The 21,305-nt window shown below is 69.2% G+C and carries 15 protein-coding genes and 1 pseudogene; 11 read left to right on the forward strand and 5 right to left on the reverse strand.

What is annotated here, in order from left to right; all coding sequences use genetic code 11:
* Positions 1-60 precede the first annotated feature (60 nt).
* On the reverse strand, positions 61-597 hold the full coding sequence (locus GA0115254_RS27035; protein ID WP_256102798.1) for an EamA family transporter: 537 nt from the start codon (positions 595-597) through the stop codon (positions 61-63).
* 760 nt (positions 598-1,357) lie between these two features.
* On the opposite strand from GA0115254_RS27035, the gene GA0115254_RS27040 reads away from it, so the two are divergent.
* From GA0115254_RS27040 to GA0115254_RS27060, 5 genes are read left to right on the forward strand one after another with little or no spacing between them, the layout of a single operon-like run.
* Entirely contained in the window at positions 1,358-2,176 is an 819-nt protein-coding gene (locus GA0115254_RS27040) for an ABC transporter substrate-binding protein (RefSeq protein WP_256102799.1), read from the forward strand.
* 1 nt (position 2,177) lies between these two features.
* Positions 2,178-3,164 (forward strand): amino acid ABC transporter permease, encoded by a 987-nt coding sequence (locus tag GA0115254_RS27045; RefSeq protein ID WP_093897898.1) that lies wholly within the window; start codon positions 2,178-2,180, stop codon positions 3,162-3,164.
* Positions 3,165-3,167: 3 nt separating this feature from the next.
* Complete coding sequence (locus GA0115254_RS27050) at positions 3,168-3,938, forward strand: amino acid ABC transporter ATP-binding protein (protein WP_093897899.1); 771 nt, start codon at positions 3,168-3,170, stop codon at positions 3,936-3,938.
* Positions 3,938-5,188, forward strand: a complete 1,251-nt coding sequence (locus GA0115254_RS27055) for a M20/M25/M40 family metallo-hydrolase (RefSeq protein ID WP_093897900.1) — start codon at positions 3,938-3,940, stop codon at positions 5,186-5,188. Before GA0115254_RS27050 ends, GA0115254_RS27055 begins: the two co-directional genes overlap by 1 nt.
* Positions 5,189-5,214: 26 nt before the next feature.
* Positions 5,215-6,114 (forward strand): MurR/RpiR family transcriptional regulator, encoded by a 900-nt coding sequence (locus tag GA0115254_RS27060; protein ID WP_093897901.1) that lies wholly within the window; start codon positions 5,215-5,217, stop codon positions 6,112-6,114.
* A 364-nt stretch (positions 6,115-6,478) separates the two neighbouring features.
* Here GA0115254_RS27060 and GA0115254_RS27065 read toward each other — a convergent pair whose 3' ends face one another.
* Entirely contained in the window at positions 6,479-7,354 is an 876-nt protein-coding gene (locus tag GA0115254_RS27065; RefSeq protein WP_093897902.1) for a phosphotransferase, read from the reverse strand.
* Positions 7,355-7,587: 233 nt separating this feature from the next.
* Between GA0115254_RS27065 and GA0115254_RS27070 the strand changes: the two genes are divergently transcribed.
* On the forward strand, positions 7,588-8,208 hold the full coding sequence (locus tag GA0115254_RS27070; RefSeq protein WP_093897903.1) for a LysE/ArgO family amino acid transporter: 621 nt from the start codon (positions 7,588-7,590) through the stop codon (positions 8,206-8,208).
* A gap of 77 nt (positions 8,209-8,285) precedes the next feature.
* Here GA0115254_RS27070 and GA0115254_RS27075 read toward each other — a convergent pair whose 3' ends face one another.
* Positions 8,286-10,136: a serine hydrolase domain-containing protein gene (locus GA0115254_RS27075; protein ID WP_093897904.1), complete on the reverse strand. Its 1,851-nt coding sequence runs from the start codon at positions 10,134-10,136 to the stop codon at positions 8,286-8,288.
* 182 nt (positions 10,137-10,318) lie between these two features.
* On the opposite strand from GA0115254_RS27075, the gene GA0115254_RS27080 reads away from it, so the two are divergent.
* The 3 genes from GA0115254_RS27080 (at position 10,319) to GA0115254_RS27095 (ending at position 14,863) form a co-directional block, all read left to right on the forward strand.
* Positions 10,319-11,428, forward strand: coding sequence for an NAD(P)H-dependent flavin oxidoreductase (locus tag GA0115254_RS27080; RefSeq protein WP_093897968.1), 1,110 nt, complete (start codon positions 10,319-10,321; stop codon positions 11,426-11,428).
* Positions 11,425-12,975, forward strand: coding sequence for an acyl-CoA synthetase (locus tag GA0115254_RS27085; protein WP_093897905.1), 1,551 nt, complete (start codon positions 11,425-11,427; stop codon positions 12,973-12,975). Before GA0115254_RS27080 ends, GA0115254_RS27085 begins: the two co-directional genes overlap by 4 nt.
* Positions 12,976-13,480: 505 nt before the next feature.
* The gene (locus GA0115254_RS27095; RefSeq protein WP_093897907.1) at positions 13,481-14,863 is read left to right on the forward strand and encodes an MFS transporter; all 1,383 of its coding nucleotides are present in this window, start codon (positions 13,481-13,483) and stop codon (positions 14,861-14,863) included.
* 96 nt (positions 14,864-14,959) lie between these two features.
* Here the strand turns inward: GA0115254_RS27095 and GA0115254_RS27100 are convergent.
* Positions 14,960-15,448: pseudogene (locus GA0115254_RS27100) on the reverse strand (penicillin acylase family protein); the annotation flags it as partial.
* A gap of 151 nt (positions 15,449-15,599) precedes the next feature.
* On the opposite strand from GA0115254_RS27100, the gene GA0115254_RS27105 reads away from it, so the two are divergent.
* Both GA0115254_RS27105 and GA0115254_RS27110 read left to right on the forward strand, forming a co-directional pair.
* Positions 15,600-17,108 (forward strand): acyl-CoA synthetase, encoded by a 1,509-nt coding sequence (locus GA0115254_RS27105; protein ID WP_093897908.1) that lies wholly within the window; start codon positions 15,600-15,602, stop codon positions 17,106-17,108.
* Positions 17,109-17,241: 133 nt separating this feature from the next.
* Entirely contained in the window at positions 17,242-19,698 is a 2,457-nt protein-coding gene (locus GA0115254_RS27110; RefSeq protein WP_093897969.1) for an ATP-dependent Clp protease ATP-binding subunit, read from the forward strand.
* A gap of 107 nt (positions 19,699-19,805) precedes the next feature.
* Here the strand turns inward: GA0115254_RS27110 and paaK are convergent, their stop codons facing one another.
* On the reverse strand, positions 19,806-21,095 hold the full coding sequence (gene paaK, locus GA0115254_RS27115) for a phenylacetate--CoA ligase PaaK (protein WP_093897909.1): 1,290 nt from the start codon (positions 21,093-21,095) through the stop codon (positions 19,806-19,808).
* Between the last annotated feature and the right edge of the window lie 210 nt (positions 21,096-21,305).

The raw sequence follows: 21,305 nt of genomic DNA on the forward strand, positions 1-21,305 counted from the left end.
TTGCCACTTGGTGGCGGTGCGCGCGGTGTCCTGGGAAATGCGTCGCACGAGGCGTCGCGTTCAGGGGCTGGCGAGTTCGAGCACGGTGATGCCGGCGAGCACGACCGTGCCGGCGATGAGGCGCAGACGGCCGAAGCGCTCGCGGAAGAGGAGCGTGGCGATCAGCGCCGCGATGAGGATGCTGGTCTCACGCAGGGCGGCGACGGTTGCGAGGTCGCCGTGGGCTTGCGCCCAGATGACGAGGCCATAGGCGAGCAAGGAGATGGCGCCGCCTGCCAGGCCGATCCCGCAGACCGGCTTGAGCTGCGCGAACAGGGGTCGGCCGCGTCGGGCGAGTGCCAGTAGCGGCAGGACGGGGCCCTGGCACAGGAAGAGCCACGCGATGTAGCCGATGACGGTCTGGGACCGGTGGACACCTGTGCCGTCGACGACTGTGTAACCGGCGATGACGGCTCCGGTGGTCGTCGCCGCCGCGAGCGCGGGCAGTTGGGCGCGACGGGGCCACCCGTCCGCGAAGGCCAGGCCGGCCAAGCCGGCGGAGATCACTGCAACCCCCGCCATTTCGGTGGCGGCGAGCGGTTGGCCCAGCACGGTCACGGAGGCAACGGCCACGAGCAGCGGAGCGGTGCCGCGGGCGACCGCCGACCGGCTGCTCGCCGCAGCCACCGCGCTGAACGCCGCGCCCCGCATCGTGGTCGCGGCGGCTGGCCTCTCCGCCGACGTCACCGCCGACCACTCCTACTGACCCGGCCGTCGATGCGACACGCAAGAGCGCGGCGATCAGGGATCGCCGCGCCCTCGTGTCCAGGACGGCAGCAGCGGGGCACGGCGTAGCTCGCCATGGTGTAGACCGCGTTGCTCTTCGCGTTCTGACCGTCGGTGTTGTAGTCGTCGGGTTGATGTGGGGTCCAGGCACGAATGGGCCCTCTGGTGTCACCCGTCGCGGCGAAGTGCGAGGTGGTCCAGACGTGGATTTGGTGCGTTACATATCTCCGTGCAGGTCGATGTTCTGAAACGACGTTGGGGCGACAGCTGCGACGTGAGGCATGAGTCGGCGATGGGGGTATCCGCAGCTGGTTGCTTGCTTCGCCACAGGGTTCGACCGTTATCGATATGTTATGGGCGTTACAGTATGGCGAAAATGCACCTGACGTGTAACGTGCGGGCATCCGGTCGGCGGTGAACCAACCGCACGGCAGTTCCGCGAGAGGGGTCCGTGTTGCACACCCGCCCAGTCCGCCGCACAGTAGCGGCCACTGCACTGTTGATCGCATCGTCCACGGCGCTGTCCGCGTGTGGAAAGGATGGCGCCGCCGGTGGCGCTGCCGCTCCCGCAGGCGATGTCACCGTCGCAGGTGTGCATGTCACCCGCGACGCGAAACTCCACGCCTCCCTGCCTGCGGCCGTCAGGTCCAGCGGTACGGTCCGGGTGGCCACCGACGTACCGTATGCGCCGTTCATCATGTTCAAGACCGAGGGGCAGCCCGAGCTCACCGGGCTCGACTACGACCTCGGCCAGGCGCTCGGCGCCAAGCTGGGGGTTCGATTCGCCTTCACCGCCCAGAAGTTCGACGGAATCGTGCCCGCCATCCAGGCCGGCAAGTTCGACGCGGTCATCTCGGCCATGACCGACACCAAGGAACGCCAGCGGGTCCTGGACTTCGTGGACTACTCCGTATCGGGCTCGGGAATCCTCGTGGTCAAGGGGAACCCGGACCGGATCACGCGGCTCGACGATCTCTGCGGCAAGAAGGTCGGTACCGAGGCGGCCACCCACCAGCTGGAAGTGCTGAAGGCCCATCGGGCCAAGTGCGCCGAAGCGGGCAAGGATGCCATCTCCATTCAGACGTTCCCGAAGGATTCCGACGCCCAACTCGCCCTGCGCTCAAGGAAGGTGGTCGCTGATCTGCTGACGAAGCCCGGCGCCGGCTGGACGGCGAAGACCGCCGACGGCGGCCGAGCCTTCGAGGTCGTCGAGGACCCTGCCGCAGGCGGCGGCTACGAGGCAACCCCCAACGGCATCGGTGTCAGCAAAGAGCTTCCCGGGCTGACCGACGCGATCCAGAAGGCTGTACAGGCGCTCATCGACGACGGCACGCTCGGCAAGATCTGCGACAAGTACGGCGCCGCCTCCATCGCGGTGAAGCAGGCCACCAAGAACGCGGCGGTGTCCTGACATGGCAGCCCTCACACCCGCCGGGGCCGTACGCGGCGCCCAGGCCACCGCACCGCAAGCCGGGGAGAGCCGCACCGTCGTACCGATCCGGCACTGGGGCCGATGGCTGGCCGCCGCGGCTGCCCTCACCTCCCTCGCCGGCCTGATCGGCTCCCTCGCCGGGAACAAGAACCTGCACTGGGACATCGTCGGGCACTACGTCTTCGCCGACCTCGTCTTCAACGGCCTGGCCACCACCCTGTGGCTCACCGCCGCAGCCATGGCCGTCGGCCTCGGGCTGGGCGTTCTCGTAGCCGTGATGCGCCTGTCGTCCAACCCCGTACTCCGCACCCTGGCCAACGCGTTCGTCTGGATCTTCCGCGGCACCCCGCTACTGGTCCAGATCATCTTCTGGGGATACGCAGGCGCCCTCTACAAACACATCCTGATCGGCATCCCGTTCACCCACATCACCTTCCTGGACATGGACACCAACACGGTGCTCACCCCCGCGGTCGCCGCACTCCTGGCACTGGGACTGAACGAGGCGGCGTACGCGAGCGAGATCGTTCGCGCGGGTATCCAGTCCGTCGACGCGGGACAGGCGGAGGCCGCCCACTCGCTCGGCATGCGACCGGCCCTGACCACTCGGCGCATCGTGCTGCCCCAGGCCATGCGGGTCATCATCCCGCCGCTGGGGAACGAGACGATCAACATGCTCAAGATGACCGCTCTGGTCTCGGTGATCTCCGCCCACGACCTGATGTCCAACATCCAGGACGTGTACGCCCAGAACTACCAGGTCATCCCCATGCTCGTGGTCGCCAGCATCTGGTACCTGATCCTCGTCACGGCACTGGGCCTGCCGCAGTCCTGGCTGGAGCGCCGCTACGGCCGTGGCACGGCACCCGCCACTCCTGCCACCGGGCCGCTGCAACGCCTCGTCACGGGCGCGGCACTCCGGATCTCCCGCACCGGCCCCGCCGCATCGACCGACTCGAAGGGATGAGAGATGAGAGTGGAAATGCCGATGGTGCACGCCGAGGGCGTGCGTAAACACTTCGGGAAGGTCTCCGTGCTCCGGGGTATCGACCTGACCGTCGAACGCGGCCGCGTCTGCTGCCTGCTGGGTCCCTCCGGCTCGGGGAAGTCCACGTTCCTGCGCTGCATCAACCATCTGGAGCAGATCGACGGAGGCAGCCTTTCCGTCGACGGTGCCCCGGTCGGTTACCGGCAGCAGGGCAACCGGCTGTACGAGCTGAAGGAACGCGAGATCGCCCGCGCCCGCCGCGACATCGGGATGGTGTTCCAGCGATTCAATCTCTTTCCGCACATGACGGCGCTGGAGAACGTCATGGAGGCGCCCGTGAAGGTCGCGGGCGTCACCAGGGCCGAGGCATGTGCCGACGCCCTGCGGCTGCTGGACCGGGTAGGCCTCGCCGACCGTGCCGAGCGCTATCCGGCCCAGCTGTCCGGTGGCCAACAGCAACGCGTCGCGATCGCAAGAGCGCTCGCGATGAAGCCCAAACTGATGCTCTTCGACGAACCGACGTCGGCTCTGGACCCGGAACTGGTCGGGGAAGTGCTCGACGTGATGCGGCAGTTGGCCGCGGAAGGGATGACGATGGTCGTCGTCACACACGAGATCGGATTCGCCCGGGAGGTCGCGGACACGGCCGTCTTCATGGACGGCGGTGTCGTGGTCGAGGCCGGTGACCCCCGGCAGGTACTCGGCGATCCCCAGCACGAACGCACCCGTACCTTCCTGTCGAAGGTCCTGTGATGCCCGAGATACGACAGCGGGGCACGGCAGCCCTGCTGCTCCCCGACGCCCTCGCCCTCCAGCCCCGCTACCTGGCGGACCTGGAACATCTGGTGTCCATCGACTCCGGCTCGTACAGCCCTGAAGGAGTCAATCGCATCGCGGCATGGACCGTGCGACGCCTGACCGGCCTGGGGTTCGAGGTGGACCGGTCGCCCGTCACGGCCCTGGGCCGGGACACGCACTTCGGTGACCTGGTGGTGGGTCGGCTGCGCGGCCGGCTCCCCGCCGAACAGGGCGGACGGCGCATCCTTCTCGCCGGACACCTGGACACCGTCTTCGACGACGGAACGGCGGCGCAGCGTCCCTTCACCCGTAACGGCCCGCTCGCCCACGGCCCCGGAGTCAGCGACGACAAGGGCGGCCTGCTGGCCGGCCTCACCGCCGTGGAACTCCTGCTGCGCCGCGGGATGACGGACTTCGCGGAGATCGTCTTCCTCGCCACCCCCGACGAGGAGATCGGCTCCCCGGCCAGCCGCCGGGTGACCGCGGAGCTCGCCGCGGCCGTCGACTACGGGCTGGGCCTGGAGTGCGCCCGGGAGAACGGCGACCTCGTCATCGCCCGCAAGGGGGTGGCGGACTTCCTGATCACCGTCACGGGACGGGCCGCCCACGCCGGCATCGAACCGGAACGCGGAGCGAACGCCGCGCTCGCCGCCGCACAGCTGCTCGTCGTCTGCCAGCAGATGAACGGACGGTGGGGCGACGTCACGGTCAATGTGGGGATGATCCGGGCCGGCAGTCGTATCAACATCGTCTGTCCCGAGGCCGAATTGCATGTGGAGGTACGCTCCTCGACCGGATCGGGTATCCAGCGCGCCCGGCAGGCCATCGAGGCCGCCGCCGCCCACCTGACCGTACCGGGCACCACGGCCACTGTGCGGCAGACGGAATCATGTCCGGCCATGGAGGACACCCCGGCGGCCCGCGCTGTGTTCGCCCACGCGCGGGAAGCCGGGGCGGAGCTCGGCCTCGACCTGGGAGCCGCTGCCACCGGCGGCGTCGGCGACGCCAACACCATTGCCGGAGCCGGGGTGCCGACGCTCGACGGCCTCGGCCCGGTCGGTGGCGGTGACCACAGCCCGCAGGAGTGGCTGGACGTGACGACGGTCCCGCCCAGGGTCGCCCTGCTTGCGGCACTGATCACGGCTCTCGGCTCCACGGCGACAGCCGACCCGGATACCCGGAGCACGCCGATCCGCGTAATCTGAACCCCTTTGGAAAGGTGGCCCGGCCCATGTCCTCACTCGCCGAAGAGATCCGGCAACGGTTCGGTGACCTCAGCCCCGCCGAACGCAAGGTGGCCCGGGTGCTTCTCGCCGGTTACCCGTCGGCCGGTTTCGAGACGGTGGCCACGCTCGCCGAACGTGCCGCGGTGAGCGCGCCCACGGTGATCCGTTTCGTCAACCGGCTCGGTTACAAGGGATTCCCCGACTTCCAGGCGGCGCTGCGGGAGGAACTGGAGGAACGCAGCGCCTCACCTCTGCAGCTTTACAGCACAAGGGGATACGGCACCACGTCACCCGGGGCACCGGACGAGGAAGGGCGGGACACCGCGCACCCCGAGGGCGGCCAGGACGTCTTCAGCTCCGAGGTCGCCCGTACGCTGCGGGAGCTCCCGCCCCACGACGTGCAGGCGGCGATCTCCCTGCTCTGCCATCCCAAGCGCCGCATCATCCTGGGCGGCGGCCGGTTCACGCATCTGCTGGCGCAGTACCTTGGGCTGCACCTCATGCAACTGCGCGACGACGTGGTCATCCTGCCGGACCGCGACGTGGAGCGGACCGCGGTCCTGGCGGGTCTCGGCCGAAGGGACGTCCTCGTGGTCTTCGACTACCGGCGCTACGAACCGGACAAGATCGTCATCGCCGAGATGGCCGCGCAGTGCGGAAGCAAGGTCGTCCTGTTCACCGACGCCTGGCTCTCGCCGGTGACCAGCCTCGCCGACGTCGTCCTGCCCAGTCATGTCGCCGCGCCTTCGCCGTACGACAGCATGGTCCCGACGCTGGCCACCGTCGAGACGGTGCTCGCCGGGGTGCTCAGGCAGCTCGGCGAGGAGGGGCGCAGCCACTTGGAGCACAGCGAGGACGTGTCCCGCCGGGCAGGCATCCAGCCGGACGACTCCCAGCCTGTCTGAGACGGTGGCCCACCGGGTGCGCTGTCGAGCACACGCCTGCGCGCTCAGACGCGATTGACGCGGTACACGTCCCGTACACAGAGCCTTCTGTGGTCGCCCGGCGGGACCCTGTCCTGCTCTCGGAAGCAGTCGAAGCGGTGAGTGTACGACCGCCCGCATCCGGGTCGGTCCGCGCTCCGCGGCTCCTGGGACCGTCCCCGCCGGCGGGCCGGCTCGGTGCCTGGGCGGTGGTGAGGTGGTCGCAGCCGGTCGCGCCGGATCGCATCTGGTGCCACCCCGCTGACTGTGGAGTGTCATCCCCCTGCCGGCATCTGCAACGCTTTGCTCAGCGCAGCTGCGCCGCAGCACACGTACCGTCCGCTCGTCACAGGCGTTGCTCGGCCAGGTCGAGCCAATGCTCGACGTCGCCCGGCGCGAAGTGCCTGATGGCCCAGTCGACCATGCGCAGACTCATGTGCGCCCAGGAGGGACGCAGGACATCGTCGGGCAGCCCGTCCAGAAGGTCGTCGAGCCGGCTCGTGACGCCCGGGGCCTGCTCGTTCGCGTGCAGCCCGAAGCGCAGGGTGACCAGGTCGAAACGGCGGTCGCCCCGGCCGGCGCCGTCCCAGTCGATGACGCCGGTGACCGAACCGTCGAGGGCGAGCAGGTTGCCGTGGTGAAAGTCGTGGTGCACGACGTCGTGCCCGGGCAGCTGGTGTGGGTGATCGGCCCCGACCGAAGTGACCCGGTGCTCCAGGGCACCGCTGCGCCGGCTGTGCCGACGCAATGGCCCGTGAAGACAGTAGCCGGGGCCGTCGTCGAGCAGATACAGGTTCATCGACGGGACATCCGTACGTCCGGGCAACAGCCCGGCCTGCGACTCGTTCAGGGCCAGTGCCCGATCCAGACCATGATGGTCCAGGCACTTCACCGGCGTGCCGGGCAGACACTCCTGGACCAGAACGACCGCGTGATCCACCTGGACCGCCAACTCCGTCGACGGGCAGGGATACCCTTGCGCGTGCAGCACTTGGCACACCGCCAACGGTCCCGCTCGCAGATCCTCGAGCCGCGTATCGGGCCGCCACTTCAGCACGGACCGATGGCCGTCGGGCCACCGCACGTACGCGGCACCGACCTCCCCTCCCGGACAGCGCCCCTCCACCACCAGCCGGACACCTGCCTCGGCGTACAGGGCTTCAGTCACCCGGTCGGCATCAAGTCGCTCGGCGCGCGTCCACTTCTGCGGAGATGTAGTCATCGGAGCATTCTCCGTCGCAGGCACCCGCCCCGCGGAAGGAGGGGGGTGCCGAAGCCGTGCTGCCGGCCCCGGACGGTCCGGCGTCACGAAAATGCCTTGCCCACGGTGCCGCGCCGGCCCGACCATCTGCCCATGGAATCGATCACCGCCCCGCTGCCGCCGATCTCCGCCGCCCGCTCGGTGCTCGGTCAGCAGCAGCCCGGCGGACTGCGGAGACCGACTTCCGAACGCGCATGATCGCCGTCCTGGTCGCGGGACTTCTGGCCGGGTACGGCATCGCCATCCCGGTGGGGGCGGTCGGGACCTACCTGGTGGGCCTCACCGCGCGGACGTCTCTGAGCACGGGGGCCTGTGCGGCCCTGGGTGTCGCAACCGCCGACGGTCTCTACGCGGTCGTCGCGGTGGTGGGGGGTTCCTCGCTCACGCGTGTGCTCGCACCGGTCATGCCGACTCTGCGATGGGCGTCGGCACTGGTGCTGATCGCGCTGGCGGTCCGCGGCGGAACGGCGGCGATCGAGCGGTACCGGGGGCGGCGGACTGTGGACCGGATCGGGACGGACCCCGTCAGTCCGGCACGGTCCTACCTGATGCTGCTCGGGATGACCATGATGAACCCCGCCACTGTCATCTACTTCGCGGCGCTCGTGCTCGGCAGCCGTATCACCGCCGACGCGGACCACCTGGAGCGGGCGGTGTTCGTACTGGCCGCCTTTGTGGCGTCGGCCAGTTGGCAGCTGCTGCTCGCCGGTGGGGGAGCACTGCTCGGGCGGGTGGTGACGAGCGGCCGCGGGCAGCTCGTCACCGCTCTGGTCTCCAGCGTCCTCATCACGGCACTCGCCGTCCAGCTGCTGTGACCGTGCCGGGGAAGGGGGACGGCCCTTCCCCGGCACGGCCGGCCCATGGCTCGACGGCCGCCTCAGTCCGCCCCGCCTCAGTCCGCTGAAGCCGCCCATCCCTGCGCCTCGATGCCCGCGGCATCCCCGGACCGGCTCTCGTCGAAGACCGTCCGGTTGCCGTCGTCGACCCGGACGGCGTCCACGTACACCCCGCGCCCGACGTACCGCTGATCCGTGGCGTACCGCCACCGCAGCCGCACCTCCTTGCCGCGCCATGCGGCGAGGTCGGCGTCGAGGCGGTGCCAGACCCGGCCGGACCAGCCGGAGACCGAACCCGTCGGATGCGGTTCGGGCTCCGGGTGGTGTCGACCGGTCATCGGTACGGTGGTGAACGGCACCGCCTGCCAGGTCGACCCTGCGTCCGCCGACGCCTCCAGGAAGAGGAAATCGGACCCGGGCTCGGTGTCCCACCAAAGGGCCGAACTCAGCCGGGCCCGCGACGATGCGAGACGCAGCGCGGGCAGCGTGAGCGTGGCGCCGGTGCCACTCGCCAGTCCCGAGAACCACGCCGTACGCCCCCGGGTGGGACGGACCGCGACGGCGCGCGCCATCTGGTTGGCGGTGGCGACGCGTGGCGCGCTGCCGGAGCGCCAACTGCGCACCGGGTGCACCGAGTTACCGAGGACGATCAGGAACGAGTCGGTCGTGGGGTCCAGGACCAGACTGGTGCCGGTGAAACCGGTGTGGCCTGCGGTGCGAGGGGTTGCCATAGCCCCCATGTACCAGTGCTGGTAGAGCTCGAAGCCGAGTCCGTGCGCATCGCCGGGGAACGCGGTGTTGAAGTCCGTGAACAGCAGGTCCACCGATTCCGCGGAGAGAATCCTCGCGCGGCCGTAGATCCCGCCGTTGAGCAGCGTACGGGCGAGGATCGCGAGGTCCCAGGCACAGGAGAAGACTCCGGCGTGGCCCGCCACGCCGTCCAGACTGTACGCGTTCTCGTCGTGCACCTCGCCCCAGACCAGTCCGCGGTCGAGGCCGGACCATGGGAGCCGGGCATCCTCGGTTGCGGCGATCTTCGGCCTCCAGGAGGCCGGTGGGTTGTACCGAGTGCGGTGCATACCGAGCGGAGCGGTGATCTGCTCACGGAGCAGGACATCCTCCGTGCGGCCGGTGATCTTCTCCAGGACCAGTTGCAGCGAGATCAGATTGAGGTCGGAGTAGAGGTAGACCGTGCCGGGCGGGTTGGCAGGTACCTCGTTCCAGAGCAGCTCCAGCTTCCCCTCCCGCGTGGGTGCCTTGTACAGCGGAATCCAGGCACGGAAGCCGGATGTATGCGTGAGCAGCTGACGGATCGTGATGTCCTGCTTGCCGCCACGGGCGAAATCGGGCAGATACGAGGCAACCTTCGCCTCCAGCTCCAGTGCTCCGCGCTCGATCTGCTGCACGGCCAGGATCGAGGTGAACAGCTTCGACACCGAAGCCAGGTCGAAGACCGTGTCCTCGGCCATGGCGATCTGCTGGTCGGGCGGGAACTCCACCCCCGTGTCGGTCTTCTCGTCGTACGCCGCGTAGCGCACGGCCTTGCCGATCGGGTGGTGCAGTGCCACCGTGCCACCTCGCCCGGCGAGCAGCACCGCACCCGCGTACCAAGGGTGTTTGGGGGAGTTGGAGAGGAACTTCTCCGCGTCGACCACCAATTGGTCCAAAGGCCCCTGCAACAACCCGGCACGGGCGGCGGATCCGCGCCGCAGCGTCGGCCGGGCCTGCCCGGATTCCGCGCTCGTCCCGGTCCCTGCGTTCATATCCGACGACCCCGCCCCCGACTCCATGGCCGACGCCCGTTCCGCGAACGGAATCGGCGCCAGGGCGAGTGCTCCGCCCAGGGCCAGCATCCCACCGCCCAGCCTGCGTCGGCTGATCCCTCTGCCGGCCGTGTCCTCGGTCATCCGGAACCCCTTCCTGCTGCGCGAAAGTAACTTTCTAAATTTCGTCCGATGATGAAACTTCCTGCCGCCGCAGAGATTACTGTCACCACTGCTGTCGCGGAGGCCCCCGGCGCCACAAAGAATCTGACACTGCATCAGATAATCTCTTCCCTCGGATGTCCGACTGCGGCATCCTGCGCCCCATGGAGACGGAGCTGAGCAAGAAACTGGGAGTCGAGCACGCCATCTTCGGCTTCACGCCGTTCCCCGCGGTGGCCGCGGCCATCACCCGGGCCGGCGGATTCGGCGTACTCGGCGCAGTCCGCTACACCGCCCCCGACGACCTCGCACGTGACCTGGACTGGATGCAGGAGCACACCGACGGCAAGCCGTACGGTCTCGACGTCGTCATGCCCGCGAAGAAGGTGGAGGGGGTGACCGAGGCCGACGTCGAGGCGATGATCCCGGCCGGACACCGCCAGTTCGTCCAGGACACTCTGGCCAAGCACGGCGTACCGGAACTCGCCGAGGGCGAGGAGTCCGGCTGGCGCATCACCGGATGGATGGAGGAAGTCGCCCGCAACCAGCTCGACGTCGCCTTCGACCACCCCATCAAACTCCTCGCCAACGCCCTCGGGTCGCCGCCCGCCGACGTCGTCCGACGCGCCCACGATCAGGACGTTCTCGTTGCCGCGCTCGCCGGAAGTGCCAGACACGCCCGCCACCACGCGGACGCGGGCATCGACATCGTCGTCGCCCAGGGGTACGAGGCGGGCGGCCACACCGGTGAGATCGCCTCCATGGTCCTGGTCCCGGACGTGGTCGACGCCGTGGGGCCGCTCCCCGTCCTCGCCGCCGGCGGCATCGGCAGCGGAGAGCAGATCGCCGCCGGACTCGCCCTGGGCGCCCAGGGCGTGTGGCTCGGCTCCCTCTGGCTGACCACGGAAGAGGCGGACCTCCACTCCCGCGCGCTGACCCGCAAACTCCTTGCCGCGGGCTCCGGCGACACCGTCCGCTCCCGCGCGCTCACCGGTAAACCCGCACGCCAGCTCCGTACTGAATGGACCGACGCCTGGGACGACCCGTCGGGCCCCGGCACGCTGCCCATGCCGCTCCAGGGGCTGCTGGTCGCCGAAGCCGTCTCCCGTATTCAGAAGTACGAGACCGGTGCGCTGCTCGGCACTCCCGTCGGTCAGATCGTCGGCCGGATGAACAGTGAACGCAGCGTTCAGGCCGTCTTCGACGATCTGACCCGCGGCTTCGAGCGCGCCGTGGACCGGATCAACCGCATCGCCGGACGGAGCGCCTCATGAACCGGCCGCCCAACGGTTTCTGGGCCCAGGCCACTGCCGATCCCGGCCGTACGGTTCTGATCGCACCCGACGGCGAGAGCTGGACGGCGGGCCGGCTGCACGCCGCAGCCAACCGCCTGGTCCACGGACTGCGCGCGGCCGGGCTCCGACGGGGCGACGCCTTCGCGGTCGTCCTGCCCAACGGTGTCGAGTTCTTCACCGCCTACCTCGCCGCTTCCCAGGCCGGCTTCTATCTCGTACCCGTCAACCACCACTTCGTCGGCCCCGAGATCGCCTGGATCGTCGCCGACTCCGGAGCCAAGGTGCTCATCGCCCACGAGCGGTTCGCCCAGGCGGCGACCGCAGCCGCGGACGAGGCCGAGCTTCCGGCCGGCCACCGCTATGCCGTAGGCACGGTCGACGGCTTCCGCCCGTACGCCGAACTACTCGAAGGACAGTCCGATGCACCCCCCGAGGCCCGGACTCTCGGCTGGGTCATGAACTACACCTCGGGTACCACCGGCCGCCCGCGCGGCATCCGCCGTCCGCTCCCCGGAAAGCTCCCCGAAGAGAGCCACCTCGGCGGATTCCTCGGCATCTTCGGCATCAAACCCTTCGACGGCAACGTCCATCTCGTCTGCTCGCCGCTCTACCACACGGCCGTCCTCCAGTTCGCGGGAGCGTCCCTGCACATCGGGCACCCGCTGGTCGTGATGGACAAGTGGACGCCGGAAGAGATGCTGCGCCTCATCGACACCCACCACTGCACCCACACACACATGGTCCCGACCCAGTTCCACCGCCTCCTCGCCCTCCCCGACGAGGTGAAGCGGGGATACGACGTCACGGCCATGCGCCACGCCATCCACGGCGCAGCACCCTGCCCCGACCACGTCAAACGGGCCATGATCGACTGGTGGGGGCGATGCGTCGAGGAGTACTACGCCGCCAGCGAGGGCGGCGGCGCATTCGCCACCGCCGAGGACTGGCTGAAGAAACCGGGCACGGTCGGCAGGGCCTGGCCGATCAGCGAACTCGCCGTCTTCGACGACGACGGCAAGCGCCTGCCGCCCGGCGAGCTCGGCACCGTCTACATGAAGATGAACACCGGCGGCTTCAGCTACCACAAGGACGAGACCAAGACGAGGAAGAACCGCATCGGCGACTTCTTCACCGTCGGCGACCTCGGCATTCTCGACGAGGACGGCTACCTCTTCCTCCGCGACCGCAAGATCGACATGATCATCTCCGGTGGTGTCAACATCTATCCCGCCGAGATCGAGAGCGCCCTCCTCAGCCACCCCGCGGTCGCCGACGTGGCCGTCTTCGGCATTCCGCATCCCGACTGGGGCGAGGAGGTCAAGGCGGTCGTCGAACCGGCCGGGACACACGGGGCGGGGGAAGCGCTGGCCACCGAGATCCTGAGCCACTGCGAACACCATCTGGCCGGGTACAAGCGCCCCAGGAGTATCGACTTCATCGAGGAGATGCCCCGCGATCCCAACGGCAAGCTGTACAAGAGGCGGCTGCGCGATCCGTACTGGGAGGGCCACGAGCGGGCGTTGTGAAGTGCTCTCTCCATGTTGTGTTCTGACGGACTGTCACCGGCGGAACCCCTCGACGGGAACGGGGACGAATCGACGGCGCCGGACAGGGGCGAGGCGGCGCGCCCAACGGCTCAGAACCGAGGACTGCAATTCCACGGCGCCGCACCCGAGTTCCTGCTCGTCGTGGACCCCATCGACGGCACCGGACCCGCCGTCGCGGGACTCGAATCTTCCACCGTTTCCGTGGCCGTGGCCCGGATGTCCGACCGCCCCCGCATCGCGGATGTGGAATCCCTGCGGTCCGCTCCGAACCGCGGGGCAACGCTGTACGCGCCGGCTCGGCGAAGCAGGGGGCGGGCCTGTCGGCCGGATGCCGCCTCATGAGGTTGAGGGCCCTGATGCTCGTCGGTCCGTGCCCGGGGCGGCGGCAGCCAGAAAACGAGTGGCATGTCCTTGTGCGCTCCACATACCTTGTGCGCTCGTGACCGATTCCCACCAGCGTTCATCGAGTGGCTCGCCTGCGGCGATGGCCGATCGTCCGTCGGCGCATTCCGAGACCGCCGAGGGACTGTTCTCCCGAACGTACGCGGCCGCCACCGCCGGTTTCACCGCGGTGATGTTCCTGACCGGGCTCGCCGCGCTGGCAGTGGTCCCCACACTGCCGACGGCCGCACGGGACCTGGACGGGGTGTCGCTCTTCCCGCTGGTGGCGGGATGCTTCGTGGCGGCGAGTCTGCTGGGCGGGGTACTGGGCGGTCATTGGGCGGACCGTGCCGGGGCACAACGTCCGCTGGCGGCGGGCATGGTGCTGGCCGTGGTCACCCTGCTCGTCTCGGCCGCCAGCACCTCGATCTGGCAACTGGCGGCCGGGCGCTTCCTGGACGGATTGGCGGGCGGGATGGTCGCTGTGTCGATCAATGCCGCCATCGGGCAGGCCTACCCCGACCGGCTTCGGTCGCGTGCTCTGGCGTTGATGAGTGCCTGCTGGATCATTCCGTCGCTGGTCGGCCCCCCGCTGGCCGGGCTGGTTGCCGAATGGTGGTCCTGGCGCGCGGTGTTCTACGGCCTGGCCGCCCTGACCGTGCTGCCGGCGCTGGCCGTGGTGGCAGTGCTGCGCGGCCGCTCCCGGCCGGCCGCGCCCGCAGAGTCGGGAGACAGACCGCCGCGCCCTGCGCTGATGGTCGCGACAGCGGTGAGCGTGGGCGCGGCGCTGGGGCAGTACGGCGCCTCTGGCTGGGACCTGCGCCACCTGCTCTTCGCGGTGGGAGGGCTCGCCCTGCTGGTGGTGTTCGCGCCGCGGCTGCTGCCGCCGGGTACGTGGTGTGCCGTGCGCGGCCTGCCGGCCACGGTGCTGCTGCGCGGGCTGAGTTCAGGAGTGTTCTTCACACTGGAGGCGCTCGTGCCGCTGATGCTGGTCACGGGCCGGGACGTGGCCCCCGTGGTCACGGGCCTGGCCTTCACGGGGGCTGCCGTGGCCTGGGCCGCCTCCTCCTGGATACAGAGCCGCCTGCTGGAGCGCGTCCCCCGGCACCGCCTGGTCGTGGCCGGTGAGCTGGTGCTGGCGGCGGCGGTCGTGGTTGCCGCCGTGGGGACGCTTCCCGCGATGCCCGCGTCCCTTGCCGCATCGGCGATGGTCGTCGCGGCCGTCGGCATGGGTCTGCTCGCTCCTTCGCTCACCGTGCTGTCGCTCTCCCACGCCCCGTCCGGCCGACAGGGCTATGCCAGCAGCGCGATGCAGACCAGTCAGAACCTGGGCCAGATAACGGTTCTGGGCGTCTCTTCCGCCTTGTTCAACGCCTGTGTGGGCGCCGGCTCGACCGAATTCGTCGGCTACCGCGCCGCCTTCGGGCTGCTGCTCGCGCCGTGCGTCCTGGCGACCCTGCTCGCCACTCGCTCCCGCAGCGCGTGAGTGAACCGCACCTCCTGCGAACAGCGCCGATTCGGCCCCGGCACCGCCCATATGGTGTTCCAGATGCCGAGGGACTCCGTACCGCCGCCGAGCGGGATGCGCTTCCCGTTGCGCAGGACCGTTGTACCCGGCCGCCCAGCCGCGCTCAGGCTCCTTGACGTCGCGACTCCGACCCGCCGGTGCCGGTACCTTCAGCAGCTTCTCCACGGTGTGACTCTCGCGGACTCCGCGGAAGGAAAGACTGCTGGAGAGGTTCTTCGTCGCGGACGAGAGCGATTCGTCCGCAGCCGCGTCCGGACCGAAGTACCCGGACCGCCGGCCACGCCGGGTCGCGTTGCCGTCGGCGGGCGTGCACACCTGGTCGGCGGCCTGTGCCCGGCCATTGCCGAACCCCAGGTCCGCGTAGTCCTTCGCCACGATGTGCGGGATGCCGTATTCGGTGTACCGGATCACGGCGGACAGTCCACCGCCCGACCGACGCTGTGTGCGCGAGCCGTCGGCCGCGGCGGGCGGCAGCGATGCCGGCATGGTGAACGGCGCGAGACCGGATATCGCAAGAAGTCCGAGACGGTTACGGAGAGGCAACGGTCCTTCCGACTGTGCGTGCGCGAAAGGCGGTTACCCGAGGGTTCGAGTCGCCATGCGCCAACTCAGCCGGCACCCTCGCACCCCCGTCGACATCCCGACCGGTATCCGACCCCTTGACCACCGGGTTCCGGCCGCACAGGATCACGCCATGACAGGTGTACGAAGCAGCACAGTCGACGGTGTCCTCGCCCGCAGCGCCCGGCGTACCCCCGCGAGCACCGCCCTGCGGTACGCGGACAGGTCCTGGACCTACGCGGAACTCGACACGGCGGTCAGTACCGCGGCGGCGGTCCTCACCGGCGAGCACGGGCTGCATCCCGGCGACCGGGTCGCTTCCTACGCGCACAACTCCGACGCGTATCTGATCGGCTACCTCGCCTGTGCCCGCGCGGGCCTGGTCCATGTGCCGGTCAACCAGAACCTCACCGGTGACGACCTCGCGTACCTCCTCGACCAGTCCGGCAGCGCGCTCGTCCTCACCGACGCGGACCTCGCCGACCGGATTCCGGCCACGTTCTCCGTACGCGCGCTGCGCGACGCGCCGGACTCCCTCCTCGATGCCACCACCACCCCGCGTCCCTTCACCCCGGAGCGCGAACCGGCCGCGGAAGCCCTCGTCCAGCTGCTCTACACCTCGGGCACCACCGCACTCCCCAAGGGCGCGATGATGACCCACGGCGCGCTCGTCCACGAGTACGTCAGCGCGATCACCGCGCTCGATCTGCGCGCCACCGACCGACCGGTCCACTCACTGCCGCTCTACCACTCCGCGCAGATGCATGTGTTCCTGATGCCCTACCTTGCGGTCGGTGCAGAGAACATCATCCTCGACGCACCCGATGTGAACCGGATCTTCGACCTCGTCGAGACGGGGCAGGCCGACAGCGTCTTCGCCCCGCCGACCGTGTGGATCGGCATCTCCCAGCACCCCGGCTTCACCACGCGCGAACTCGGCGGGCTGCGCAAGGCGTACTACGGCGCGTCGATCATGCCCGTACCCGTACTGGAACGGCTCCGCGACCGGCTGCCCGCGCTCGCCTTCTACAACTGCTTCGGTCAGAGCGAGATCGGCCCGCTCGCCACCGTCCTCGGACCGGACGAGCACGAGGGCCGGATGGACTCCTGCGGCAGGCCCGTTCTCTTCGTCGAGGCCCGGGTCGTGGACGAGGAGGGCATGGAAGTCCCCGACGGCACGGCCGGTGAAGTGGTCTACCGCTCGCCCCAGTTGTGCGAGGGCTACTGGGACAAGCCCGAGGAGACCGCGGAAGCCTTCCGCGACGGCTGGTTCCACTCCGGCGACCTTGCCGTCCGCGACACGGAGGGCTTCTTCACGGTCGTCGACCGGCTGAAGGACGTCATCAATTCCGGCGGTGTCCTCGTCGCCTCCCGTCAGGTCGAGGACGCCCTCTACACCCATTCCGCCGTTGCCGAGGTCGCTGTCGTCGGGTTGCCCGACGACCGTTGGATCGAGGCCGTCACCGCCGTGGTCGTCCTGCGCGACGAAGCGACACAGTCTCAACTCATCGACCACGCCCGTGAGCGGCTCGCTCATTTCAAGGCCCCGAAGAAGGTCCTCTTCGTGGAGGAGCTGCCGCGCAATGCGAGCGGCAAGATCCTCAAGCGGGAGCTGCGCGACCGGTTCGCGCAGGGCCACTGAGCCTGCCTGGTTTCCTCCGGTCGCATGATGGCCCGTCGTGGCGAAGACTGGGTGTGTTCGGGCAAACGACGACAGCAGGGGGCGCGCGGTCGTGCGGAGCCCGCGGCAGCCCGCGCCGGATCGGGTGATCACTGTGACGACTTCGCCTTTCGGGTCGGACGACCCGTTCTCCGACCTCTTCAACCGCTTCTTCGGCATGAGCCCGGCGGCTTCTCCGCCGGCCGTGCAACGCGTTCCCATCGGCCGCCTCCTCAGCGACTCCTCGCACGAGCTGCTGGCGGCTGCCGGCGGCCGGGCCGCCGAGGACGGAGCCGACCTGGACACCCGACATCTGCTGTGGGCCGCCACCCAGGTGGCGCCGGCCCGCGGCTTGCTGGAACAGGCCGGCGTCGATCCGGACAAGCTGGCGGCGGACCTGCAGGAGGTGCTGCCCTCGGGCAGCGGGAACGGGGAGCCAGCCCTGACGCCTGCCGCGAAACGGGCTCTGCTGGCCGCTCACGCCCGGTCCCAGGCAAGCGGCGCATCGTACATCGGCCCCGAACACATCCTCGGCGCGCTGCTGGAGGACCCGAGTTTCGGTGCCGCACAGATGCTGCGCTCCGAGGGGGCTTCCCCGCAGACGTTGCGTGAGGGCTTCGGCAGCCGGCAGCCGGCGGCCGGCGGGCACAGCAGCACCCCGACCCTCGACGACTACGGGCGTGACCTGACCGAGGAGGCCCGCAGCGGGCGGCTCGATCCTGTGGTCGGCCGGGCCGACGAGATCGAGCAGACCGTGGAGATCCTCTCCCGCCGGTCCAAGAACAATCCCGTGCTCATCGGCGATCCCGGCGTCGGGAAGACCGCCATCGTGGAGGGGCTGGCACAGCGGATCGTCTCCGGTGACGTACCCAAGGCCCTGCAGGACCGGCGGGTCGTCTCACTCGACATGGCCGGACTCGTCGCAGGCTCCAAGTACCGCGGCGAATTCGAGGAGCGGCTCAAGAAGGTGATCGACGAGGTCACCGCTGCGGAGAAGAACATCATCCTGTTCATCGACGAGCTGCACACCGTGGTCGGCGCCGGGAGCGGAGGCGAAGGCGCCATGGACGCCGGGAACATTCTCAAGCCCGCGCTGGCCCGCGGAGATCTCAGTCTGGTCGGCGCGACCACCATCGACGAGTACCGCAAGAACATCGAGAAGGACGCCGCCCTCGAACGCCGTTTCCAGCCCGTGATGGTGTGCGAGCCGACCGTGGACGAGACCGTCGAGATCCTGCGTGGGCTGCGCGACTCGTACGAGGTGCATCACCAGGTGCGCATCACCGACGAGGCCATCGACGCCGCAGCCGTGCTGTCCGACCGCTATGTCACCGACCGTTTCCTGCCCGACAAGGCCATCGACCTCATCGACCAGGCGGGGGCACGGGTGGCGTTGCGCGGTGTGGGCGGCAGCACCGAGGCCGCCGACCTCGAGGACCGGCTCACCATGCTGAACCGGGAGAAGGACCAGGCGGTCAGCAATGAGGACTTCGAGCGCGCGGCCGAGCTCAAATCGCTCGTCCAGGAGACGGAGCGCCGACTCGCCGATCTCGGCGGGGAACGGGCCGAGGTCGGCGACGTCACTGCCGAGGACATTGCCGAAGTGCTGTCCAGGCGTACCGGTATCCCCGTCTCACAGCTCACCGAGACCGAGCGTGAGCGGCTGATGAAGCTCGAAGAGGCGCTCCACAAGCGCGTGATCGGCCAGGACGAGGCGGTCGACGCCGTGGCCCAGGCCGTGCGTCGTGGCCGGGCGGGCATGGGCGACCCCGGCCGTCCCACCGGCAGCTTCCTCTTCCTCGGCCCCACCGGTGTCGGCAAGACCGAACTTGCCAAGGCTATAGCGGAGTTGCTGTTCGGCGAGGAGGACCGGATGGTCCGCTTCGACATGAGTGAGTTCCAGGAGAAGCACACCGTCTCCCGGCTCGTCGGATCCCCGCCCGGATACGTGGGCTACGAGGAGGCCGGACAGCTCACCGAGGCGGTACGCCGCAAGCCCTACAGCGTCCTGCTCTTCGACGAGGTGGAGAAGGCCCACCCGGACGTCTTCAATCTGCTGCTCCAGGTCATGGACGACGGGCGGCTCACGGACGCGCAGGGCCGTACGGTCGACTTCCGCAACACCGTGATCATCATGACCAGCAACATCGCGTCGAAGCACATCCTGGACCACTCGGGCTCGGTGGACGAGATCAGGGACGACCTCATGGCCGAGCTGCGGGCGCATTTCCGGCCCGAATTCCTCAACAGGATCGATGAGATCGTCGTCTTCCACGCTCTCACCCGGAAGGATCTGACCCGGATCGTCGACCTGCTGCTGGAACGCAGCCGCCGCAGACTGCACGCGCAGAAGATCGATCTGGAAGTCACCGAGACGGCCAAGGAGTTGCTGGCCAACCTCGGCTACCAGCCCGAATTCGGCGCCCGGCCGCTGCGCCGCACGATTCAGTCCGAGCTGGACAACCGGCTGTCGAACATGCTGCTCGACGGGACGCTCAACCCCGGCGACACAGTCGTCTGCGACGCCCGGGACGGCGAGCTCGCCTGCACCATCGCCGGTTCGGAAGGCTGAGGAGCCCGCAGCCGCAGGCTCCACGTGGAAGCACAGGACTGGAGTGAACGGCCGCACGAGCCCGGAAAGGTCCGAACACGATCCCGGGAAGGCCCGAATGAGGGGGCCTAACGCCCCCCGCGCTCGTCCACGACTCGCCTGAACTTGCCGACCGACCTCTCCAGCGTCTCGGGATCGACGATCTCGACCCCGACAGACACCCCGATCCCGTCCTTGACGGCCGCCGTGATCGACTCCGCGGCGGCCGTCCGCTGTTCCGGTGTGGCCTCTGCCCGTGCCTCCGCCCGCACGGTCAGTGCGTCGAGGCGGCCCTCGCGGGTCAGCCGCAGCTGGAAGTGCGGCGCCACCCCCGGCGTGCGCAGCACAATCTCCTCGATCTGGGTCGGGAAGAGATTCACCCCGCGCAGGATCACCAGATCGTCGCTGCGCCCGGTCACCTTCTCCATCCGCCGGAACACCCGCGCCGTGCCCGGCAGCAGCCGGGTCAGGTCCCTCGTCCGGTAGCGGATCACCGGCATGGCCTCCTTGGTGAGCGAGGTGAAGACCAGCTCGCCCTTCTCACCGGGGGGCAGCACCTCACCGGTGAACGGATCGACGACCTCCGGATAGAAGTGGTCCTCCCAGATGTGCAGCCCGTCCTTGGTCTCCACGCACTCCTGGGCGACGCCGGGCCCCATCACCTCCGAAAGACCGTAGATGTCGACCGCGTCGATCGCGAACCGCTCCTCGATCTCGCGCCGCATCTCCTCCGTCCACGGCTCGGCACCGAAGATCCCGACCTTCAGGGAGGTCGTCCGCGGATCGACGCCCTGCCGCTCGAACTCGTCCAGGAGCGTCAGCATGTACGACGGTGTCACCATGATGATCTCGGGCCGGAAGTCCTGGATCAGCTGGACCTGGCGGGCCGTCATGCCACCGGACGCCGGGATGACCGTACAGCCGAGCCGTTCCGCCCCGTAGTGCGCCCCCAGCCCGCCGGTGAACAGGCCGTATCCGTAAGCCACATGGACCTTGTCCCCGGGACGGCCGCCGGCGGCCCGGATCGAGCGGGCGACCACGTCCGCCCAGGTGTCCAGGTCCCGCTGGGTGTAACCGACGACGGTGGGACGGCCCGTCGTCCCGCTGGACGCATGGATCCTCCGTACGTGGTCCTCGGGGACGGCGAACATGCCGAAGGGGTAGTTGTCCCGCAGATCCGCCTTGGTCGTGAAGGGGAAGCGGGCGAGATCGGCGAGCGTACGGCAGTCGTCCGGGTGCAGCCCGGCCTTGTCGAACGCGGCCCGGTAGTGGCCGACGTTCTCGTACACGTGGTGCAGCGTGGCCCGCAACCGCTCCAGCTGGAGTGCCTCCAGCTCGTCGCGGCCCAGTCGTTCCGCCGCGTCCAGCAGAGCCGTCATCCGGATCTCCCTCTTCCGTGCAGGCGACCGATCATTCGGTCGATCTTTCGGTAGCAGTAATTCAGGATGTTCCGCCACATGGCAAGAGGGGCGACACAGCTCATCCGCGTCCCGCTCCTGCACCGCTGCCGCCACGCTGCGCCGCCTCTCGCGGATTCGCTCACACCGAACACGGCTGCTCCGGCCGGCCGGCCCTGTTTGGATGGCGTA

This window comes from Streptomyces sp. Ncost-T10-10d, from assembly GCF_900091955.1.
Lineage (GTDB): Bacteria > Actinomycetota > Actinomycetes > Streptomycetales > Streptomycetaceae > Streptomyces.

What these genes read in the sequence shown, in the direction of transcription:
- GA0115254_RS27045 (WP_093897898.1), top strand. Translation starts at nt 2,178, where the DNA reads ATGGCAGCCCTCACACCCGCCGGGGCCGTACGCGGCGCCCAGGCCACC.
- GA0115254_RS27050 (WP_093897899.1), top strand. Translation starts at nt 3,168, where the DNA reads ATGAGAGTGGAAATGCCGATGGTGCACGCCGAGGGCGTGCGTAAACAC.
- GA0115254_RS27055 (WP_093897900.1), top strand. Translation starts at nt 3,938, where the DNA reads ATGCCCGAGATACGACAGCGGGGCACGGCAGCCCTGCTGCTCCCCGAC.
- GA0115254_RS27060 (WP_093897901.1), top strand. Translation starts at nt 5,215, where the DNA reads ATGTCCTCACTCGCCGAAGAGATCCGGCAACGGTTCGGTGACCTCAGC.
- GA0115254_RS27065 (WP_093897902.1), bottom strand. Translation starts at nt 7,354, where the DNA reads ATGACTACATCTCCGCAGAAGTGGACGCGCGCCGAGCGACTTGATGCC.
- GA0115254_RS27070 (WP_093897903.1), top strand. Translation starts at nt 7,588, where the DNA reads ATGATCGCCGTCCTGGTCGCGGGACTTCTGGCCGGGTACGGCATCGCC.
- GA0115254_RS27075 (WP_093897904.1), bottom strand. Translation starts at nt 10,136, where the DNA reads ATGACCGAGGACACGGCCGGCAGAGGGATCAGCCGACGCAGGCTGGGC.
- GA0115254_RS27080 (WP_093897968.1), top strand. Translation starts at nt 10,319, where the DNA reads ATGGAGACGGAGCTGAGCAAGAAACTGGGAGTCGAGCACGCCATCTTC.
- GA0115254_RS27085 (WP_093897905.1), top strand. Translation starts at nt 11,425, where the DNA reads ATGAACCGGCCGCCCAACGGTTTCTGGGCCCAGGCCACTGCCGATCCC.
- GA0115254_RS27095 (WP_093897907.1), top strand. Translation starts at nt 13,481, where the DNA reads ATGGCCGATCGTCCGTCGGCGCATTCCGAGACCGCCGAGGGACTGTTC.
- GA0115254_RS27105 (WP_093897908.1), top strand. Translation starts at nt 15,600, where the DNA reads ATGACAGGTGTACGAAGCAGCACAGTCGACGGTGTCCTCGCCCGCAGC.
- paaK (WP_093897909.1), bottom strand. Translation starts at nt 21,095, where the DNA reads ATGACGGCTCTGCTGGACGCGGCGGAACGACTGGGCCGCGACGAGCTG.